The 20,438-nt window shown below is 49.9% G+C and carries 20 protein-coding genes and 1 pseudogene; 12 read left to right on the forward strand and 9 right to left on the reverse strand.

Translation table 11 applies throughout. The annotated features are described in order from the left end of the window. From ACZ5ZV_RS09320 to ACZ5ZV_RS09345, 6 genes and pseudogenes are all read left to right on the forward strand, one after another. A complete protein-coding gene (locus tag ACZ5ZV_RS09320; protein WP_464121146.1) occupies nt 1–939 on the forward strand; it encodes a S66 peptidase family protein in 939 nt (312 codons plus the stop codon). Further along, on the forward strand, nt 939–2,000 hold the full coding sequence (locus tag ACZ5ZV_RS09325) for a serine hydrolase domain-containing protein (protein ID WP_464121147.1): 1,062 nt from the start codon (nt 939–941) through the stop codon (nt 1,998–2,000). The genes ACZ5ZV_RS09320 and ACZ5ZV_RS09325 overlap by 1 nt, the downstream gene beginning before the upstream one ends. A 1-nt stretch (nt 2,001) precedes the next feature. Further along, nucleotides 2,002–3,411, forward strand: coding sequence for a UDP-N-acetylmuramate:L-alanyl-gamma-D-glutamyl-meso-diaminopimelate ligase (mpl, locus tag ACZ5ZV_RS09330; protein WP_464121148.1), 1,410 nt, complete (start codon nt 2,002–2,004; stop codon nt 3,409–3,411). 484 nt (nt 3,412–3,895) lie between these two features. Beyond that, nucleotides 3,896–6,406 carry a DNA mismatch repair protein MutS gene (gene mutS, locus ACZ5ZV_RS09335; RefSeq protein ID WP_464121149.1) on the forward strand — a complete coding sequence of 837 codons (2,511 nt, stop codon included), beginning with the start codon at nt 3,896–3,898 and terminating at the stop codon, nt 6,404–6,406. A gap of 198 nt (nt 6,407–6,604) precedes the next feature. Beyond that, the gene (locus tag ACZ5ZV_RS09340; RefSeq protein WP_464121150.1) at nt 6,605–8,899 is read left to right on the forward strand and encodes a [protein-PII] uridylyltransferase family protein; all 2,295 of its coding nucleotides are present in this window, start codon (nt 6,605–6,607) and stop codon (nt 8,897–8,899) included. A gap of 359 nt (nt 8,900–9,258) precedes the next feature. Continuing rightward, nucleotides 9,259–10,383 (forward strand): annotated as a pseudogene (locus ACZ5ZV_RS09345) (methyl-accepting chemotaxis protein). 99 nt (nt 10,384–10,482) lie between these two features. Here ACZ5ZV_RS09345 and ACZ5ZV_RS09350 read toward each other — a convergent pair. Further along, nucleotides 10,483–10,677, reverse strand: coding sequence for a hypothetical protein (locus ACZ5ZV_RS09350; protein WP_464121151.1), 195 nt, complete (start codon nt 10,675–10,677; stop codon nt 10,483–10,485). 102 nt (nt 10,678–10,779) lie between these two features. Then, nucleotides 10,780–11,043, reverse strand: a complete 264-nt coding sequence (locus tag ACZ5ZV_RS09355) for a hypothetical protein (RefSeq protein ID WP_464121152.1) — start codon at nt 11,041–11,043, stop codon at nt 10,780–10,782. Between the two features lie 253 nt (nt 11,044–11,296). On the opposite strand from ACZ5ZV_RS09355, the gene ACZ5ZV_RS09360 reads away from it, so the two are divergent. The 5 genes from ACZ5ZV_RS09360 (at nt 11,297) to ACZ5ZV_RS09380 (ending at nt 14,855) form a co-directional block, all read left to right on the forward strand. Then, nucleotides 11,297–11,767: a hypothetical protein gene (locus ACZ5ZV_RS09360; RefSeq protein WP_464121153.1), complete on the forward strand. Its 471-nt coding sequence runs from the start codon at nt 11,297–11,299 to the stop codon at nt 11,765–11,767. A 78-nt stretch (nt 11,768–11,845) separates the two neighbouring features. Further along, nucleotides 11,846–12,649, forward strand: a complete 804-nt coding sequence (locus ACZ5ZV_RS09365; protein ID WP_464121154.1) for a phosphatase domain-containing protein — start codon at nt 11,846–11,848, stop codon at nt 12,647–12,649. Nucleotides 12,650–12,659: 10 nt separating this feature from the next. Further along, nucleotides 12,660–13,472 (forward strand): hypothetical protein, encoded by an 813-nt coding sequence (locus tag ACZ5ZV_RS09370; protein WP_464121155.1) that lies wholly within the window; start codon nt 12,660–12,662, stop codon nt 13,470–13,472. A gap of 6 nt (nt 13,473–13,478) precedes the next feature. Next, nucleotides 13,479–13,913, forward strand: a complete 435-nt coding sequence (locus tag ACZ5ZV_RS09375) for a SufE family protein (protein WP_464121156.1) — start codon at nt 13,479–13,481, stop codon at nt 13,911–13,913. Between the two features lie 72 nt (nt 13,914–13,985). Beyond that, on the forward strand, nt 13,986–14,855 hold the full coding sequence (locus tag ACZ5ZV_RS09380) for a trypsin-like serine peptidase (RefSeq protein ID WP_464121157.1): 870 nt from the start codon (nt 13,986–13,988) through the stop codon (nt 14,853–14,855). 67 nt (nt 14,856–14,922) lie between these two features. Here the strand turns inward: ACZ5ZV_RS09380 and ACZ5ZV_RS09385 are convergent, their stop codons facing one another. Then, nucleotides 14,923–15,243, reverse strand: a complete 321-nt coding sequence (locus tag ACZ5ZV_RS09385; RefSeq protein WP_464121158.1) for a hypothetical protein — start codon at nt 15,241–15,243, stop codon at nt 14,923–14,925. A gap of 164 nt (nt 15,244–15,407) precedes the next feature. Next, nucleotides 15,408–16,106, reverse strand: coding sequence for a YebC/PmpR family DNA-binding transcriptional regulator (locus ACZ5ZV_RS09390; RefSeq protein WP_464121160.1), 699 nt, complete (start codon nt 16,104–16,106; stop codon nt 15,408–15,410). An 84-nt stretch (nt 16,107–16,190) separates the two neighbouring features. Here ACZ5ZV_RS09390 and ACZ5ZV_RS09395 point away from each other — a divergent pair, with 84 nt between their 5' ends. After that, nucleotides 16,191–16,976 (forward strand): DUF455 family protein, encoded by a 786-nt coding sequence (locus ACZ5ZV_RS09395; RefSeq protein ID WP_464121162.1) that lies wholly within the window; start codon nt 16,191–16,193, stop codon nt 16,974–16,976. Between the two features lie 7 nt (nt 16,977–16,983). Here the strand turns inward: ACZ5ZV_RS09395 and ACZ5ZV_RS09400 are convergent, their stop codons facing one another. The 5 genes from ACZ5ZV_RS09400 to ACZ5ZV_RS09420 all read right to left on the reverse strand — a co-directional run bounded on the left by ACZ5ZV_RS09400 (nt 16,984) and on the right by ACZ5ZV_RS09420 (nt 20,339). After that, on the reverse strand, nt 16,984–18,015 hold the full coding sequence (locus tag ACZ5ZV_RS09400; protein WP_464121164.1) for a lipid A deacylase LpxR family protein: 1,032 nt from the start codon (nt 18,013–18,015) through the stop codon (nt 16,984–16,986). Next, nucleotides 17,999–18,736, reverse strand: coding sequence for a pseudouridine synthase (locus ACZ5ZV_RS09405; RefSeq protein WP_464121166.1), 738 nt, complete (start codon nt 18,734–18,736; stop codon nt 17,999–18,001). Before ACZ5ZV_RS09405 ends, ACZ5ZV_RS09400 begins: the two co-directional genes overlap by 17 nt. After that, the gene (locus tag ACZ5ZV_RS09410) at nt 18,733–19,122 is read right to left on the reverse strand and encodes a 6-carboxytetrahydropterin synthase (RefSeq protein ID WP_464121168.1); all 390 of its coding nucleotides are present in this window, start codon (nt 19,120–19,122) and stop codon (nt 18,733–18,735) included. Before ACZ5ZV_RS09410 ends, ACZ5ZV_RS09405 begins: the two co-directional genes overlap by 4 nt. Continuing rightward, nucleotides 19,119–20,006, reverse strand: coding sequence for an SDR family NAD(P)-dependent oxidoreductase (locus tag ACZ5ZV_RS09415; RefSeq protein ID WP_464121170.1), 888 nt, complete (start codon nt 20,004–20,006; stop codon nt 19,119–19,121). The genes ACZ5ZV_RS09410 and ACZ5ZV_RS09415 overlap by 4 nt, the downstream gene beginning before the upstream one ends. Before the next feature lie 111 nt (nt 20,007–20,117). Beyond that, the gene (locus tag ACZ5ZV_RS09420) at nt 20,118–20,339 is read right to left on the reverse strand and encodes a hypothetical protein (protein WP_464121172.1); all 222 of its coding nucleotides are present in this window, start codon (nt 20,337–20,339) and stop codon (nt 20,118–20,120) included. Between the last annotated feature and the right edge of the window lie 99 nt (nt 20,340–20,438).

Raw genomic sequence — 20,438 nt, forward strand, 5'->3', positions numbered from 1 at the left:
ATGACAGGCAGTTGGAAGTTTTTAAATGAAAATGATGTCATTGATGTGGTCGCTCCGGGCTATCCGTCAAAGCCTCATGAGGTCGAAGGTGCCCGGGATTTTTTGTTAAAGTGGAAGCTTCAGCCGCGAATTCCCAAAGGCATCATCAAGCCGCATTTTCTGCATGCGCATGAAGATGAGGTGCGCTGGAGTTTTCTGAAGGCTGCGATTGAGTCCAGGGATTCCCAGGTGATCTGGTGTTTGCGGGGCGGTTATGGCAGCAATCGTTTGTTACCCTATCTGGCGAAGCTCAAAAAACCAAAGACTCCCAAGTTGTTAATTGGGATCAGTGATATTTCCTCTTTACACACATTTGTGACTCAGGAATGGGGCTGGTCCACGTTGCATGCGCCACTTTTGGATCGTTTGGGGCGCAACCTGGTGTCTGCCAAACATGAAAAAGAAATTCATGATGTGCTTTTTGGAAAAACCAAAAAAATTGAGTTTAAGAAACTTAAGCCCCTGAATCAGGCGGCACGCGAAGCTAAAACGATCAAATCCCGTATCACCGGGGGGAATCTGACGGTGTTGCAGTCCACTTTGGGAACACCATGGCAGATTAATGCCGACAAGAAGCTTCTTTTTGTCGAGGACATCGGCGAGCGTGGTTACCGCGTGGATCGTATGTTTGAGCAGTTCCGTCAGGCGGGAATCTTTAAAAAATGCCAGGGGCTGATTCTGGGGGACTTCTTCGGTGGCGAAGAACCCGGGGGAACTGGCGAGGATAAAACGAATAAAGTCTTTAAACGTTGGGCCGAGGATCTGGAGATTCCTCTTTTCAAGGGCCTTGAGGCGGGACATGCCCCAGTGCAGCGACCCGTTCCTTTTAACACATCCTGTGAATTGACCGTCAATAGTGGTCGGGTCTTGTTACAGATTGAAACCGGAGGACGTCCGTAATGAAATATTCTGTTTTGGAAAGAAATCTGATCTCGCAGTTGGAAGAGCGCATCCGTGATACGACTCCGGGAGTGATGGTAAGAGCCTATCAGGGAGGACGTATTATCTGTGATGTGGCCGTGGGTAACACCTATGCCTATTACGATCTGGCCAGCCTGACCAAGGTGATTTTTACCACGCAGGCGATGTTGCAGGCATTTGAAAGCGGCAAATGGAATTTTGAAACCAAAGTCAGCGATCTCTTGCCGTGGTTTCAACATAAAGATACGAAAATCACCGAGCTTCTGACTCACAGTTCAGGTTTGCCATGGTGGCTTCCGCTGTATCAGGAAATCAACACGTCGCTTTCGCGGGAAAAGCGCCGCGAACAACTGCAGTCGATCCTGCAGGGTTTGAAAATTGAAAAACAGGAAACGGCCATTTATTCGGATGTAGGTTTCCTGGTGCTGGGTTATATCATTGAAAAAATCTATGATAAGTCCCTGGATGATGTCTGGACGGACATTAAAAATAAATTCTATCTTGGAACGACGCTGGAGTTCCATCCGGACAATCAAGTGACCAACAAACTTTCCTTGTATGCTCCGACTGAGGAATGTCCGGTGCGGCGTAAACTGGTGCAGGGTGAAGTCCATGATTTGAATGCCTGGGCCCTGGGGGGTGTTTCTACCCATGCGGGCTTGTTCGGAAGCATCGATGATGTGGGTTGGTTCTCGTTGCACCTGCGATCACACTTGTTGGGGATTGCCCGTTATTCCATCCGTCAGAAGACGGCTCAGCTTTTTGCCAAACGCGCGCTTCCGGAAGGACAAGGCGACTGGGCGATGGGGTATATGATGCCGACACCAGGTTCGGCCAGCTGCGGGACGTATTTTTCGCTGGATTCGATTGGTCATACGGGCTTTACCGGGACCTCGGTCTGGTATGATCCGAAGATGGATTTGAGTGTGTGTATCCTTTCAAATCGCGTTCTTTATGGGGCCGACAACAAAGCCTTTGGCAAACTTCGTCCGGATATCCATAATTGGATTGTTGAAAACTACAGAAGAAGTGGACTTTAAAATGAATATTAAACCAGGCAGTCACATTCACTTGATGGGCATTTGCGGAACCGCGATGGCATCGATGGCCGGTCTTTTGAAAGACCGCGGTTTTAAAATCACCGGCAGTGATTCCAATCCGTATCCTCCGATGTCCACACAACTGGAAAATCTGGGGATCAACATCATGAAGGGTTATAAGGCCGAAAACCTACACCCGAAGCCGGATTTTGTGATCGTGGGTAACGTGATTTCCGCCAGCAATGAAGAGGCCCAGGAGCTGATGAAGCTCGGTATTCCGTACACGTCACTCCCTAAGGCCATGGGCGAATTTATCATTGAAAATCGCGAAAGTGTCGTGATCTCGGGGACTCACGGGAAAACCACGACGACTTCGATGATGGCCTGGGTGGCGGAAAATGCCGGAGTGAAACCGGGCTTTTTGATTGGTGGAATTCCGAAAAACTTCTCTCAGTCCTTTAAAAATCCGGAAGGCAATTATTTCATTATTGAGGGGGACGAATACGACACGGCCTTCTTCGATAAGGTTCCCAAATTCATTCACTATCGTCCAAAGCATGTGATTCTGACTTCGGTGGAATTCGATCATGCGGATATCTATAAAGACCTGGATGATGTGAAGAAATCCTTTGCTCGCTTGATGAATCTGATTCCTGCCGAAGGCACGTTGCTGGCTTGTTCTGAAGATGCCAACGTGATGGAGCTTCGTAAGCTGGCGAAATGCAAAAATTCTTTCACTTACGGTTTTGGCGCCGAGGCGGACTTCCGTGCGAAGATCATGTTCCAGAATGCCAATGGTCTGGGCTTTGAAGTTCATCACAAAGGTGAAATCCTGGGCCCTTATGCCATGCAGATCACGGGCGATTACAACGTTCTGAATGCGACGGCGGTGGTGGCGATGTCCAAGATGCTGGGGTTCTCGGAAAACCGCATTCAAATTGCGCTGGAATCTTTCGAGGGCGTCAAGCGCCGTCAGGAAATTCTGGGCGAACCGAACGGAATTTTAGTGATCGAAGACTTCGCCCACCATCCAACAGCGGTGCGTGAGACGGTGAAGGGTATTCAGAAGAAGTATCCGGGGCGCAAGGTGTTCTCGGTGTTTGAACCCAGAAGTGCGACGTCTCGTCGTAAGGTCTTCCAGAAAGACTATGTCGAAGCCTTTAAGGGGTCGCATGAAGTGTTGCTGGCCAAAGCCTTTGATCAAAGCAAGATCGACGAGGAAAATCGTTTCTCCAGTCACGAGCTGGTGGATGATTTAAAGAAGTCCCAGGTGACAGCCGCTGACTTTGATACGGCCGATGATATTGTGGCCGCCTTGAAGTCCAAAGCCCACAAGGGCGACGTGATTCTGATCATGAGCAACGGCGGCTTCGACGGAATCTACACCAAGCTAATGAAAGCCTTGGAATAAAAGGTACCTGCTCACTTTTGCAGAAGCGTCGCGACACTTCTCGCGGCGCTTTTTTAATATGGATTTAGGAGTAACTCTCTCGGACGTCCTGTCCGCCGATCAGTCGCAACATCGAAGACTCCCTTGCGTAAGCTTTGCGCTATAACCTCTGTATCATAAGAGTTGGGAGCCTCGTTGACCCATCTCAAAGTTTGATCGGGTGACTCAAAAAGAATTTCGTCCGGGTACAGAGGAAAATGCAGGTGCCCTTTTCCAAGGGAAAGTCCCCCTTTTCTAGGCATATCCCGGTGTTGTGCAACTCTTAGGCAGCACAGAAACGTCAATAAATCCCTGACTCAGAGAGGGTTAAAATCGAATTTTGGAGCAGCGCTTCTGCAAAAGTGAGCAGGTACTTTTTGGGGGAGTGCGTCAATGGAGGTTTTAGGGTGAAATAGGGCCGAGGTTTCGTTAATTTTTTTGGCCTATGTCGAATCTTACTCCGCTCATGAAACAGTTCTGGGACATCAAGTCTGTCCACCAAGATAAAATCCTTCTTTTCCGCATGGGGGATTTCTTTGAAATGTTCTTTGACGACGCTGTCAAAGCCGCACCGGTTTTGGGAATCGCGCTGACTCAAAGAAATAAAAAATCCCAGGATGAAACTCCGATGTGCGGAGTCCCGCACCACTCTATCGCGGGGCCCATCAACAAGCTTTTGGCGCACGGTTTTAAAGTTGCCATCTGTGATCAGCTGGAAGATCCGAAAACAGCCAAAGGAATTGTTAAGCGCGGTGTAACCCGCGTTCTGACGCCGGGAATGGTTTACGATTCAGACACCTTGGACGGAACCAAGCCGCACTATCTGGCCAGTCTTGATGCTGAGTCTTTGAGTTTCCTGGACACAACGACGGGCGAGGCTTTCTTCTTCCGTTCCAAAAAAACGGCAGAGCTTTTGCGCTTTTTGCAGATTCTTCCTGTGGCGGAGATTGTTATCAGCAAAGAAGATGAGTCCCTGCTGACGGGTCTGGATGGAATTCTGATCAGTCATCATGAAGACATTGCTGATGTTCTTCATCCGCTTCTGAAAAATGAAGCGCCCATGTCTGCCGCGCGTCTGGTTTCTTATGTCAGCAACATGTCCGGCGACGATTCGCTGGCGACCTTGTCGCCGTTTGAATTGCGTGATCTTGAGCACCGTCTGGAATTGACCGCCACAACACAACGTCATTTGGAAATCTTCTCTACTTATAAGGGCGAAGGCCTGGGCAGTTTGTTCCATGCCATCAACCGCACTCAGACATCTGCGGGCAGCCGCTTGCTTCGTCAGTGGTTGAGCTTCCCGTTGCGCGATCAAAATGCGATCGAGCAGCGTCTGACAAACGTTGAATTCTGGCGAAGTCATGTTCTGGAATTAAAGCGGGTGCGCCAGATTCTGGGACAGATGGGCGATATCGAGCGCCGTTTGGGTAAAATCTCTCAACCTCAGTGCAACGGCCGTGATCTATTGGCTTTGGCGGGAAGCGTGCATGCCGGTATCAGTTCTTTGGAGGTTTTGGTTCACGCCACGGGCGGGACTGCGAATTTTGAGGCCTTGCGCGAACTGGCTTATAAAATTGAGCGCACTTTGGTTGAAGATCCGCCACTGACAACCAAACAAGGTTATTTGATCCGTAATGGTGTATCCACAGAGCTGGATGAGTTGATTGAACTATCCACCAATGCGCAGGCCATGGTTTCGCGCATGGAAGCGGAAGAAAAAGAAAAAACCGGAATCTCCAGCCTGAAGATTCGCTACAACAACGTCTTTGGTTATTACATCGAGATCACCAACTCTCACAAAGACAAAGTTCCGGCGAACTATCAGCGCAAGCAGACCCTGACCAATGCCGAGCGGTATTGCACGGAAGAGCTGATTGAACTTGAAAGAAAAGTTCTCAGCGCCAACACGAAACGAGCGGACCTAGAATTTGAATTCTTCGAAGCTCTTCGCAAAGAGATCTTGTCCCAGTGTCCGGCTTTGCTGGGATTGGCGCATGAGTGCAGCGAAGTGGATGTGGTTTCAAGTCTGGCCTGGTTAAGTCTTGAAGAAAAGTATGTTCGTCCAAGTTTCTCTGCCGATGGGTCTTTGAAAATGAAGGCCAGCCGCCATCCGGTGGTTGAACAAACTGTGAAGAAAAACTTTGTGGCCAACGACATTGAGCTTCGCCAGCACTCTTGCTTGCTGCTGACGGGCCCGAATATGGCCGGTAAATCCACGTTGATGCGTCAGGTGGCTTTGATTGCCATCTTGGCTCAAATGGGTTCTTTCGTTCCTTGTGATGAGGCTCAATTGCCAATCTTTGATGCGATCTTCACCCGTATCGGGGCGAGTGATCAGTTGTCCGAGGGGCTATCCACGTTCATGGTCGAGATGACTGAAACATCCGCGATGCTAAAGAATGCCACCAAGGATTCCTTGGTGATTCTGGATGAAGTGGGGCGCGGAACCAGTACGTTTGATGGAATGTGTCTGGCGCAATCGATATTGGAGCATTTGCTGAGTGAGGTGAAAGCTCTGACGTTCTTTGCCACTCACTATCATGAGCTGACCTCTTTGGATCAAAGTTTTGGTCAGATCACCAATGCCCACATGACGGTGGCCGAGCGAAACGGTGAAATCCGCTTCCTGCACACTTTGGTGAAAGGCCCGGCTCTGAAGTCCTACGGGGTTCAGGTGGCCGAGTTGGCGGGCTTGCCAGCAACGGTCACTCGTCGCGCAAAAAGTTTGTTGAGAGACATTGAGTCCAAGCGGGTGCAGGCCTCCAGCCAGCTTTCATTGTTGGACTCTTTGTCTGCGGAAGTCGAAGTGCCAGCCATGGATATGGATCTTGCCGGGGCTTCTCAGATCTCTGAAAGTCTGAAAAACCTTTTGGATGAGGTGGAAAAGTATCCTCTGATGCAGATGAGTCCGCTAGAGGCCATGAACCAAATCGCCAAATGGAAAGAACTAGTCTCCAATCAGTCTATAAAGGCTTGATCCTGCGTTGGTCGGGCGGACGCTTGTGCGGCCTACATTGAGTAGGCCTCCGCGCTTACCTTCCTCCCGCCTTGTCTGAAGCCTTTATAGCCCGATTGAATACTGCAGATGGATCGGGCGCATTGATCAGATTGGTAACTTAAGGTTTGTTTTCGGTGGGGCTTCGTTTACCATATTTTTATGGCGCAGAAGTCTTTTTTGAATTCAGAACAATGGAATCAAGCTCAGGAGGTTTTGGTGCCTCCGCTGATGACACCTGACGGAGATGTTCGTCAGGTGTTTTGTTTTTCGTCCGAGAACCTGTCTTCGTGGTTGGGGGATCGGCTGGAAGAGCTTTTCAAAACCCGGCCTGAGTGGAAAGACTGCCATCCTATTATTATCGGCTCCTGGGCGCGGGGTGAACTCTGCCCCAAATCTGACATCGATGTTTTGTTCTGCGGTGATGAGGGCAAGGTGCGCTCTTTGGTGGATGCCTTGCAGGAACAAGGACTCAAACTGCGCTATCGCATGCCACACAATCCTGCGGACTGGACTGAGAATGTCGAGGCCTTTGATATTCTGGCTCTGCTGAAAGCACGCCCCTGGACGCCCGAAGCGGCTCAAAAACTTTTCGAACAGCAAAAGCGCATTTGGAGCAAGAAAAACCAATACCGCCGGGGACTTTTGCGGGCCGTAAAAGAAGAGCGTCAGAACCGCGAAAAGCGCTATGATTCCATCACCAACTATCTGGAGCCGAATATCAAGTTTGGTCCAGGAGGCCTGCGCGATCTGGAGCAGGGTCTGCAAATCTATGAATTGTTCGCGGAAAAGTTCACCAACCCCGGTCATGCCCTGAATGTGCTTCAGTATTATCGAAGTTATTTCCTAAGTTTGCGCCAGAAGCTTCATCTGGATGGATATGGGGATGTTCTTTCCGGAGCGGCACAGTTTGATATGGCTCAGTGGATGGGCTTTAAGTCGCATAAGGATTTTATGCGGGATTTGCAGCGTGGATTGTCCCGCGTGCATTTCTATTCGGACTGGATTGTGGAGGTTGCTGAGGCCTCGGAAAAAGATCTGAAAAAAATTGAAAGTCAGACCTTTAGAAAGTTCGAGGATTTTTTAACTGCGTTACATAAGAGTTCCCGCGTTTTGGTTCAGAAAAAGGTCCGCGAGAATCTGGATTTATTGCTGCCGGATTCCGTCGTCAAATCAGCGGCGAAACCCCGGGGGCAGGTGCTTGATAAGATTCTGAATGTGAAAGCGTCGGATGAGCTGTTGGTCAGTGTGTTTCGTTCGCGGTTGATCGATAAACTGGTGCCTGAAATCAGACGGTTGGTGGGCTATGTTCAACACGATCAGTACCATCGCTTCACCGCGGATTCCCACATCATGCAGGCCTGTCGCGAGGTCAAGCGCGTGTATAAAAAGCCCTCAGGTCTGGGGCCGTTAAAGTTTATTGCAAAAGATCTTACGATCGAAGACTGGCGTATCTTGAGTTGGTCCTGTTTGTATCACGATTTAGCCAAGGGCATGGAAAGCCCGGAGCATCATTCCGATCTGGGGGTGACGCTCACGGAGCGCGACTTTAAAACCTACGGATTTGGCAAAGCCTTCACTGCTGAGGTGAAGTGGATGGTGCAAAATCACCTGGAGCTTTCTCAGGCGGCCTTCCGTAAAGATCCAAAGGACCCCAAGGTCTGGCAAGAACTGCGTGAAAAGGGAGTCGGGGGTTCCCGTCTTTTGCGTCTGGCTTTATTTACAGCCATTGATATTCGCGCCACCAATCCCGAGGCTTGGAATGAATGGAAAGCCAAACTTTTAAAGGACTTAGTGTTAAGTCTTCAATCAAAGCGTGCGCAAAATTATTTCGACTTTGCGGCTTTAAAGAAAAGCAAGAAGTTGCAGGTGGATGCTCAGGTGGTGGAAGAGCTGGGTGTGCAGTTGCTTGAAAGTGTTTCTTTAAAAGAGCTGGTCACAGATCTGAAAAAAGCCGAAAGCAGCGACACTTCATTAAAACCCCTGGTGCTCAAGACACGAAAAGGGGATCTGTGGATTCGCTTCCACAACAAAGAAGATCGTCAGGGACTGCTCAGTGACTATGTCGGGCAGCTTTATTCCCTGGGATTGGGGATTCGTCATGCGTCCATTCAAACTTTGCCGAAGGTGGGGGTTTATGACTGGTTCCAGGTCAGCAGTTCGCGGCCCGTGGCCTCTTTGATCAAGATACTTGAAAACAGTTCGATGCAAAGCAAGCCTGCTCCAATGGTAAAATTTGATTCCATTCAACTGGTCAGTGCGGATGAAAAAGAATGGGTCGTGAGTTTCAAAGCGGCCGATCAGTCGGGACTGTTGGCTTCTGCGGCCCGGGCCTTGAGTGATCTGGGGATCAGTATCAAGTCAGCCCGGGTGCATACGTGGGGACGGCAGGTGGATGATATCTTTGTCGTCAAAGCGCAAGGGAGTCCTGAGCAAATCGTGAGCGCTCTTCAGGATAGATTCCGCTCAGCCTGATCGCCGTCATGAACCTTGTGTATTTCTAAAAAGTAATAAATCAGACTCACCGATAGATGGGACATTACAAGAGGTGAGTTATGAAGTTTCTGAAAAGTCTCAATGGCAGACTGTTGTTGTTATCAGCAGTTCCCGTAGCGGGTTTGATTCTGACCTCGGTGGTGGCCTTAAGGGGAATTCAAAATTTGGATGAGGTCATCACAGGATTGAGCGCAAAAAGAATTCCCATCACGCAGATGATCGGGGATGCGCGGATTCACTCCAACGCCATTGCCAGACTCCTGTGGCAGGAAATCTCAGCTCATGCCGGAGATCAACAAAAGGTCACAACCCAGGCCCTGGAAAAAAGATTTCTTGAGATGGATCAGACTATACAGGGACTGCAGGCCATCGGTCTTGTGGCTGAGAATCAAAAGAATCTGAAAGACTTTGTGCGGGTGTGGGGAGTCTTGCAGAAGGACTACCGTTCGATCCTGTCCCGCGTGGGCTCTGTCGAAGACAGTGTGCTGATAAAGGAAATGGCCGGGACCGTTGAAAAAGCCAACGAGCTGACCGAGATCCTCTTGCGTATGGGGACGGTGCTCAAAGAGGCTAATATGAAATCCATCGCAGAGGCCGAAATCATGCGTGAAAAAGTACTGTTCACGATGTGGCTGTTTGCGGGTCTTTTTGCCGCGGGCAGTTTGATTTTCGGGGGTCTGTTGAGTCGCAAATTAAATAAAAACTTTGCCGAACTCTCGGCGACATTGGATGAGTCCGGATCGCATGTCGAGGCAGCTGCTGCAGAGATGTCAAAGTCCAGTCAGGCGCTATCCAGTGCCACAGTTGAGGAAGCCGCGTCCTTGGAAGAAACAGTGGCCTCTTTGGAGGAGATCAACAGTCAGGTCACGCTGACCTCTGATCGCGCCGAAATGGCGCGGGATCTCAGTGCCATGGCCATGCGATTCTCTAAGGAAGGAGCGTCTCAGCTTCAGGAACTTTTGAAATCTATCGCGGACATCGAAGTCAGCTCCCGGCAGATTCAGGAGATCGTGGGAATCATCGACGATATCGCCTTTCAGACAAATCTTCTGGCTTTAAATGCCGCCGTGGAAGCGGCTCGGGCCGGATAGCAAGGGCGTGGATTTGCCGTGGTCGCTGAGGCGGTTCGGGGTCTTTCCCAGCGCAGTGCCACCTCGGCGCGCGAAATTGCCCAGTTGATTTCACAAAGTGCGGTAAAGACCGGACAGGGGGCGCGACTGGCCAGCAGCAGTCATAAAGTGATGGGGCAGGTCTTTGATGCGATTGAAAAGCTGGCTGCCGTGAATTCAGAAATCGCGGTGACCTCGCGCGAGCAGGCACAAGGTTTGGCGCAGATATCCACCGCCACCACCCATTGGATTCAGCCACGCAGGCCAATGCAGCTGCCGCCGAAGAAACATCAGCCGCGGCAGAGGATCTCAATGCGCAAAGCAAAGAGTTGCGCCGACTGGTGGAGATGTTGAATTTGTTGGTGCGCGGAGAAGAATCAAAAAGAATGGCGGGATAAAAACAAAAAACCCAGCTTCGCAGGCTGGGTTTTTTTGTTTTTATGGCAAAGAGGTTTAGTTGCTCTTCTTTTTTGCCGCACCGGTAATGCCGGTGTGGTTACGCCAATTGTATTCAGGGTGAGTCTTCGTGCGGTTGTGCCACATCTCCCAAGTTTTCTTTGGAAGTTTGTGAGAGACCTGACCCTTTTCATCAAAGATGTCTGGATCTTTACCAACTAGAAATTGACCGATGGATTTAAGAATTCCCATTATAAAACCGCTCCTTAGATTGCTCGTTTAATATAAGCGACCTCCGGGGCCACGGCAAGACGCCAGCTGCCTTTTGCAGAAGCGCTGCGTCTTTGGTCGTAACTAAGAACGTGGGTTCGCGCAGACGTCGATGATATCCAAGCCGCGGTCTTCGGAAACTTTGCCAGCGCCTTTGTAGAAGCTGAAACACTGTTGGGCGGCCTGTTCATAGGCTTCCTCGTAGCTGCCTGCGGATTTTTTAAGCTCCAGGCTTTGCCCCGCCAGCTTGTATTTGAAGGTGTACTCTTTAGAAGCGGCATCACGGCTGCTCCAAGCAAAGGAAGAGCAAGAGAAAGCCAGGATTGCGATAGTGATGATTGTCTTCATAAGTCCCCCTGTAATCAGGTTTGTTTCGTTACTTTTACATAGAGCAAGCAGCAGGCCAGGGGGTGCCGGGGCGAGGGTGGTTTTTGGTACTGTAAGATATTGAAAATACACGTGAAATAAGTCTCAAGATGGGGCGTCTCAAAGGGGTATGCAGGATTTCGACAGGTGACATGAAGGGGAATGCGGTTGATAAACTTTTAGACACTGCTTAAGCTTTGAGAAGAACTCAAAAAACAACAACAAGGACGTGTCTGTGAGAATTCTTCTTTTTGCTTTGATGATGCTTTCGGTTTCCACCTCCTTTGCAGGGACTCGAGGCCAGTTTGTCGGGATGCAGTTTATCGTGAATATCGCCTCGGTCATGTACGATGGCTCCAATGACAGCTCGCCGCAGATTCTTTTTGAAACCATGAATCGTCCTGAGCAAGACTCCATGATTGGCCGGGGAAAGGTGCTGGAAGCTCCACAGAAGGTTTTGAACTTCATCTGTGCCCGCAAAGGTGAAAACAATTATCAGTGCTCGATCTACATCCATCAATCCGCCCTGGCTCGCATTGCTCCTGGGAAGGCGTACTTTGATGCCCGCGGTGATCAGGCCCGCGCCCTGTTTGACCAGTTCCACACGCAAAATGGCCGCCTGTCCTACAAAGATGGCGATGGCGTCTTCCAGATCGACGCTACGCCCGAGCGATTTGTCATGAAATTCGACGCTCAGGGTGTTTAATACAGGGTTTCCTGAAAAGGCCCTATGCCAAGGGCCTAATATGTTATAAAACCTCCTGCTTTGAGGGAGGTTGAAACAATGAAAACATGGATCGCTTTTGTCCTGCTTCTTCTTGGCATTTCGGCTGAGGCCAAAACTCTTTTAGTCAGTGATATCGACGACACCATCAAACTTGCGCATGTGAAGGATCTGTCTGAGGCCGCACGTTTTGCCTTTGATTCCCAGAGCCGCTTTCTGGGCATGAGTGAACTTTATCAGTTGATCGATCAGGATCAGCCCGATCTGGATATCGTGTATCTATCCCGTGCGCCGAACTGGCTGATGGGCCGCACCCACCGCAAATTCCTGGTCAATGGCGGATTCCCTGAAGGTCAGTACATCAATCGCACCAATTACGATTCCGACGTTCATAAGCTTTATTCCTTAAGAGACATCATGAACCGGGTTCGTCCTGACACCGTCATCTTCCTGGGTGACAACGGCGAGCAGGATGCTGAGGTCTATCAGCAGATTTCCCAGGAGTATGCCAACAAAGGAATCCGCTTTCACCAGTTCATCCGCGTGGTTTATTCCAACACAAGCTTTATGATTCTGAACACACGCCTGCAGTCAGGTCAGGTCGGCTTTGTGACACCGATTGAGGTGGCTGTCGAGCTGGAAAAGGCCGGTATTCTGAAGACATCGTCTGTGGATCTTCTGATGGACGCTTTGATGCCGGAAATTATGATTCAAAAAAACTACACAGCCGAAGGCGTGGTGGCATTCCCTTACTTTGTGAACTGCCGTGACTTTGTCTGGAGATGGGATGCGGATGTTGTTCGTTTTGCGCCCTTGAAAGATCTAAAAAAGCGTGTGGTTGAGCGCTGCAAGATCCGTCCTTAAGGCATAAAACATGTTATTGAAATATCAGCTTCCCCGCATATATGAAAACATACTTCCGCGAGAGATCCTGCAGTTTTCTCCGGAAGAGAAGAAAGCCACCTGTGACACCTGTGCCATGGCTCGCCCGCGCAACAAGGCCAAGATTCACTATCGCGAGGATCTGAAGTGCTGCACCTTCCATCCTTTTTTGGCCAACTATCTGGTCGGAGCGACCTTTTTGGATGAATCGGCGACCGAGGCTCATCGCATTCTGCGGGATAAGATCGCCCGTCGCGAATATGCCCTGCCCATCGGGATGGTGGCGCCGGTCAAGTACCAGGTCGAGTTCAACAACCGTGAAGAGGGTGACTTCGGTCAGCGCGAAGACTGGCTGTGCCCGTACTACAATAAACAAACACAAAACTGCAACGTCTGGCGCAATCGCGGGGTGGTCTGCACGACCTTCTTCTGCAAAAGCTCTTATGGTAAGATGGGTTTGAAATTCTGGGAAAAGTTCAGCAATTATCTCTGGTATGTCGAGCTGGCCCTGCTGGAAGAGGCCCTGGCGATGCTGGATTTCTCCCCAAGACAAGTTATGACTTTACTTGATTATCACAACCGTTTTGACGGCACAGCGGCCGAAAAAAAGTCCTGGGTCCTGCCAGAAAAAACGTCTCGCGAGCTTTGGAACGGGTATTATGATGATCAAGAGGGCTTTTATAAAAAGAGCTTTGAGATCGTGGCGAACTTGGATAAAAAGGCTTTCCACGAATTGATCGGTGAACAAGGGCAGTCTTTGGAAGAAGAGCTTTTCACCATTTTGCCGAAACTGAAAAGTGAATAAATAAAGATGACCATTCAAGAAAAACAAAACAAAGTGATTGCCGATTTCTCCGCTCTTTCTCAGTGGGAGGATCGTTATAAGAAAATCATCGAGTTGGGAAAAAGCCTGCCGGAAATGCCCGAGTCTTTGAAGATCGAGCAGAACATGGTGAAGGGGTGCCAGTCTCAGGTCTGGCTGTCTGCCAGCTTGAACGATCAGGGGCAGATGGTTCTGCAAGGGGACAGTGACGCTTTGATCGTGAAGGGTTTGGTCGGACTGGTTCTGAGTGTTTATTCCGGAGTGACGCCGGCAGAAGTTTTAGCGACGCCGCCGGAATTTTTAAAAGCTTTGGGGTTTGAAGGAAACCTATCCCCGAGTCGCGCCAACGGTCTTCATTCGATGCTAAAGCAAATCAAACTCTATGCGACGGCCTTCGATTATTTGTTAAAAACAAAAAAATAGTTTGTTTTTCCCTGTATTTTTACACAGACTAAAAGAGGTGGATGACCATGAGGGTCGTTCAGAGGGGAAATCGTGAAAAGGAATTCATTCGTCGCGGCGCTTTCTGTCGCTGTTGCAGCAACGTTTTCAGTTGGATTTGTCAATATCACTCCCAAAGTCATTTACGGTGAAGATAATCGAGTCGATGTTTACCAGGTTCAACGTTCTGACATCCGTGAAATCGCGGATTCGACGGTGGCTTTGATTCCTAAAAGTTCTTTGGTCCCAGGCGCTGAAGGCAAAATTAAAATTCACGCAAAAATTTACGGAAAACAGATGAATCTGTGTTCTTCAGAGCCCTTCTTTGATCAGCCGGCGGCGGCCAACTGTTCGGGTTCCCTTGTGGGGGAAGATCTGATCGCGACGGCCGGTCACTGCATCAGCAGCTCGGATTGTGCGAAATATGCTTTCGTGTTTGGTTATCGCATGATTGATGAAAGAAGAGCCCCTTTGTCTGTGGCTGAGGAAGATGTTTATTCCTGCAAAGAGATCGTGGCGCGCGAATACACTCGTGAACAGGATTATGCTTTGGTTCGTTTGGATCGGCCGGTGCGTGGTCACCGTGTTTTGACTTTACAAACAACACCTGTTGAAGCCGGTGATGATATCTACGTTGTGGGTCATCCGTCCGGATTGCCAACGAAGATTGCTGATGGCGCCAAAGTGCGTTCTCAGAATGGGGCTTACTTCCAGGCCAATCTGGACACCTACGGTGGCAACTCGGGTTCTGCCGTTTTTAATGCCAGAACCAATGAAGTTGTCGGAATCCTGGTTCGTGGGGCGCAGGACTTTGTCTATGACCGCGAAAACAAATGCACGGTCAGCAACCGTTGCTCTGATGAGGGCTGCCGTGGTGAGGATGTGACCAACATCTCGTACATCGTAAAAGCTTTGCAGCAGTAATTTAAAAAGAATCTGAAATAAACAAAAACCCACAGCTCCAACTGTGGGTTTTTGTTTTTCTGGGCACCTACTGGAAGCGCAAAGGTCTTCCGGGATCCGGGACATTGGAGGGAGCCAAAGGATGACGTTTGATTGCGCCTTCTTCCGGACAACTTTTATCGGTGCTTTGCAATCTGGCCATGTCTGACAGTTTATCCCTTGCAGCCTCACCGGCGCAGGGAAGTAAAGGAGAATCTTTCTGCGAAGTGGCTGGCTTTCGCTGAAGCTCTTCTAAGGTGATGGAGCTGCTGCCTGTCGTGTCTTTGGTTTCGGCCTGAAAAGGCGCACCCTCAGTGAGATGCGGGATTATTAGCAAAGCGGCCAGAAGCCATAAAGCTTTGTGTCTCATAATGGCCTCCTTTGTGTTGAAGGACCTCTTTTTGAAACGGGAGCTTTTGTTTATTATAGCACATATGCAGAAATCCCAGACGATGTGTCCTGGCACTGGGCTTAAAGCAAAAGAGGAGACCCATGGTCTCCTCTTTCTTAAGGCGTATTAAATTAAAATATTTTTTAGATTGTCGCGTGAACGCGGTGAGTGTCGTCCATGTCGTCAAGGTAGTTCAGGAACTCCTCAACGTCTTTTCTTTGTTCGTCCGTCAGTTCGGTGATGTTCTTGGCTTTGTAGGACAATTCACCTTTGGTGATCTTCCAACCGCGCTTCATCAATGCTTCACGAACAGCGTCCAGGTCGTCCGCGGAAGTGAAGAACTCATAAGTTCCTTCGTCCGCATAAACCTCATTGGCGCCAGCTTCGATCGCCTCTTCATCTGGATCGAAGGACCCGTCTTTGGTGCCTTCAATCAGACCCACGCGGTCAAACATCCATGCCACGGAACCTGTTTCACCCATGTTGCCTTCGTGAGATTTAAAAGCATGGCGCATGTCCGGAGCTGTTCTGTGTTTGTTGTCGGTTTGGCATTCCACGATAACACCCACACCATGAGGGCCGTAGCCTTCATAAGTCAGCTCTTCGATCACCTTGCCATCGTCCAAAAGACCCGCACCTTTTTTGATCGCGCGTTCAATCGTGTCGTTCGGGCAGGAAACTTTTTTAGCGGCATCAATCGCCATGCGAAGGCGGGCATTGGCATTGGGATCAGGGCCACCAGCTTTTGCAGCAACTGCGATCTCGCGCGCAAGTTTGGTGAATATTTGGCCTTTTTGTTGAGCTTTCTCAACCTTACCGGCGTTTTTCCATGATTTACCCATATGTCTCCTTCTTCGCCTTGGGAAATATATTGCAGCAAATCAGTATATATTTGGCAAGAATGGGAGCGGGATGTAAAAGGGGTTATGTTCAGTTTTTCCATCCCCGATGTCTGGGAAAAAATAGATACGATCGAACAAGCATGTGAGGCGGCTTTTAAATTGAAGCAGCCGTGGACGGATATGCCCGAGGACCCGGCCCGCGACGTTTTGTTGCTGCACCCCAAAGAGCACCCTCCCAAAAAGGGTTTTGCGACCCCCGAGGGACAGGCCCGTATGCTACACGATCTGGCCAGCATTGAACTTCAGGCTATGGAGCTGGGGGTTCGTACCCTGGTGGAGTTTCCGGAAGCGCCCCAAGGCTTTAAAGAGGAGCTTGTCGCCGTCACGGTCAGCGAAGCCCAGCATTTACGCATGTGTCTGGAGGGGATTGAGGCTCTGGGGTACAAGTGGGGGGATTGGCCTGTGCATTCTGCTTTGTGGCGGGCGGTCAGTTCTGAAGACACTTTGTTGGATCGAATTCTGATTGTACATCGTTATCTGGAAGGCAGCGGACTGGACGCGGGGGATACTTTGATCCGCCGCCTGGAAGGAACTGCCGGAAAAGATACCATCCAAAAGATTGTGAAGCAGATCAACTTTGAGGAAATCGGGCATGTGAATTTCGGTTCCGTCTGGTATCGCGAAATCTGCCGGGAAAACAAGATCGACGCGGCGGTGGACTTCAAAGAGCGCATGGCTTCACTGCGTGTGCGTTTACCGAAGCGGGTCGAACCGATCAATCGTGTTCTGCGCACCAAGGCGGGGTTTTCTGAAGAGGAAATCAAATACTTCGAGGATCTACGTCTGGATTTCCTGGCTCGCAAAGCCTAAGAGCTTGTCAGTCTAAATCTTGATAATAGGAAAGAGTGAGGGACGCGAAGCTGTGGAAGTTTTCACGTTCTTCAAACTCGGGCGAAGTGGTGACAAAGCGCCAGATAAAACTCAGGTTGTAATACTGCACACCATAGCCGACCTCTGTTGTGGCTGTCAGCGTTTTGCGGGTGACACTGTGGCTGCCACCCAAGGTGTTTCCATCCAGAAAGATATCCCTGCCGACGACATTTCCTCGGGCCGCAGCAAAGCCATAAACTCTCCAGGGGAGCTGGGTTTTGCTTTCGCGGGGATCTTTAATCATGTCGCCGTCTGAAGCGGAGGGACGGGTGGGGCCGAAGTCATTTGGCAGGTTGATACCCAGGCGGCCAATCACACCCACGTGGCCGGCGATCAGCACATTTCCCAGGGACGCCCCCATGTACGGGATGATATCAAACATGCGTCCGGCATCTTTATCCAGATAATCGACGAAGCGGGTTTTTTGAAAGTACGAAAGTTGCACCGTGGGTTCTGTGTTTAATTGGTTCTTCCAGCCATAGGCGCGGTCCACGTCAATAAGGTCGTGAAAGTTATTCTGAAATTCTTCGCCCAGAGAGTCCGGACCAACAACCCCCAGATCCAGTTCCAGGGTGTGACTGCGGATTTCAGTTTTATAGTTCGCAGTCAAGCCGACATAAAGCCAACCCGCATAGGGACGGTCATCTGTGATCAGTTTTGTTTCCTTGATGTCTTCTGGTGTGTAGATTTTCTGATTAAGCGAAATACCAAAGTTGGTGGTGGAGTTTTTAAACTCCTCCTGAAGCTCTGGTGTCCAGTTGGTTAAAAAAGGCACCCAGGAAGGCACGGTGTCTTCCGCATAAAGGTAGGAGAAACGAAAGCCATTGGTGTAGCCATTGTCCGAGTTCGGTCCTCCCAGGCGGCGCGTATCGTTTTCGATAGAGACGGTAAAGGCCTCTCCTTGATTGGCTTGAAGTTGGGCAGAGGGGGCTAAAGACAGCGGCAGAAGCAGCCCTAAGAATTTAATCCAGGCTTTCATCGTCCTCCAGGAAGCGCCACTGACCCTCGGGCAGTTTCCCCAAACGGATGTTGCCGATGCGCACTCGCTTCAGGCCCGTGACTTTCAGGCCCACCAGTTCACACATGCGGCGAATCTGACGTTTTTTACCCTCTTGCAGAACAAAGCGCAGCTGATCTTCGTTCAGCCATTCCACCTTGGCGGGCTTTAGTTTTTTTCCATCCAGGGAAAGGCCGTAATTTAAAAGTTTTAATTTATCCGGTGGAAGCTTTCCTTCCACACGCACGATGTATTCTTTTTCCAGTTTGGACTCTTCACCAATAATGCGTTTGGCGATACGACCATCCTGCGTGAAAAGCAGCAGCCCTTGTGAATCAATATCCAGGCGCCCGGCCACAGCCAGACCCTTGAAATGTTCTTCTTTTAAACGCATCTTCGAATTGCCAAACTGATTTTGTGGCGTGATCAGCTTGATGGCCGGTTGATAAGGCGGCTCGGGCTGGGCCGAGACATAGCCGACAGGTTTGTTTAAAAGAATCGTCGCCAGTCGCTTTTGCTGCTTTAAAGCCTGAGCTTCCAGAGTGATACTGACATCAGGATCCACCTTGGTTCCCAACTGGCTGATGATTTCGCCATTCACGCGCACCAGACCGCGAGAGATATAGTCATCCGCCTCTCGACGTGAGCAAATCCCGCGTTCAGCCATCAGTTTGGAAAGGCGCACTTTATTGTCGTCACTCATAAGCGGATCTCCGTCCAGATCGTATCCATTTCATAAAGGCGAAGGTAAGAAAGGCTTTCGACTTTGACCTGCTCTTTAAGTTTATTCAGAAAATACAAAGCAATATTTTCGGTGGTTGGGATGGTGTTTTTAAACTCTGGGATCACAAAGTTCAAGTGCTCATGATCCAGTTGGCCGGTGAGTTGGGATAAAATATCCTGTAAATGGCTTTTTTCCTGTTCCCACTGGGTTTCCGCCACTTTAAAGCCCACTTCCAGAGTGTAATTGTGTCCATGCCCATATTGTGTGAAGCAGCGACCAAATTCCGCACGATTGGTTTTGTCATCCCATTGGGGCTGATAATAAAAGTGCGCCGAGCTGAAGGGGCTTTTTAAAGTTAAAATCACAGATTGATTCCGCCATCCACGGCAAGGACCGCTCCGGTGGTCCAGGCGGACTGATCAGATCCCAGGAAGTAGGCGGCTTTGGCGACATCTTCGGGTTGGCCAATGCGGCCCAGTGGCTGCAGGGATTTCATCTTTTCCACGACTTCGTTTTTCTTTTCTACCGGCAGGCCGTGGAAGCTGTGAATGGGTGTGTCCACGATCCCGGGGCAGACGCAGTTGGCGCGGATCTTGTGCGGTCCCCCCTCCGCCGCCAGACTTTGTGTCCAGTTGATCAAAGCCGCTTTCACGGCCGAGTAAGAGGAGGTCGGTCCTTGCGGGCGCAGGCCCAGCGTTGAGGAAATATTCACGATGCTGCCACCACCTTGTTCTTTGAAGTAGGGGAAGAAGGCGCGCACAATGCGCAAAGGTCCCAGCATGTTCACTTCAAACTGTCGTCGCCAGATTTCATCACTGCCTTCTTCAGTGGAGTGAGCCTCATAAACTCCCGCGCTGTTCACGATGCATTCAACGCGGTGGATTTTTGCCCCCAGAACCTCGCCCAGGCGTTTGTTCAAAGCGGCCTCGTCGGCAAGATCGCAGGACACAATCGAAGCCCCGCTACGGCATTTCAAGGCCACGTCCTGAAGGCGTTCCTTATTGCGTCCCATCAGATAGACAAAGTATCCGTTTTTGGAAAATTCGATGGCGGTGGCGGCTCCGATGCCACTGCTGGCTCCGGTGATAAGGGCGGCTTTTTTCAATGTGCTGACTCCCGTTTTTTGAACTGGACTTATGGTAGCAAAGGAGAGGGCCGATGAGAAGTTATGTCCTTGCGCGAAGCGTTTTCTATTGGAATAAAGTTCTTCTTTGTCGGCCTGATGATCTTCGGCGCCTTTCTTATTCAAATCCCTTAAATCTTGTTTTAAGCTCTGAGGCTGTTTTGTTGCCTGTCGTCGAATAAAAAAAAGCCGGGTGGGAAACCCGGCTTCACGGAAGAATTCGAAATAGGAACGGCTTTAAGCCACTTTTTTGGCCGCCGTGTAGTGATAGTACTTCTTGTCGAAGTCCGGCGCCTTGGCGCCCTCTTTGGTGATCAGACCGGCTTTAAACCAGTCAAAGTGCTCAGCGCAGAAACCTGCTTTTTCGGATTTCTTTTTGCAGCCTTCACCGCAGCAGCGAGCGGATTCAAGAGAAACAACATTGTTTGGAATCTGTTTTGAAAAATTTTTGTCAGCCATCGAGTGACCTCCAGATGTAATCTTAAGCTGGTTAATTGTCTTAAGACATAAGACTTATCGGCGAAGGTCTAATGGACTTTAGGAAATATTCTCAGATCT

This window comes from Bdellovibrio sp. HAGR004 (assembly GCF_055397015.1).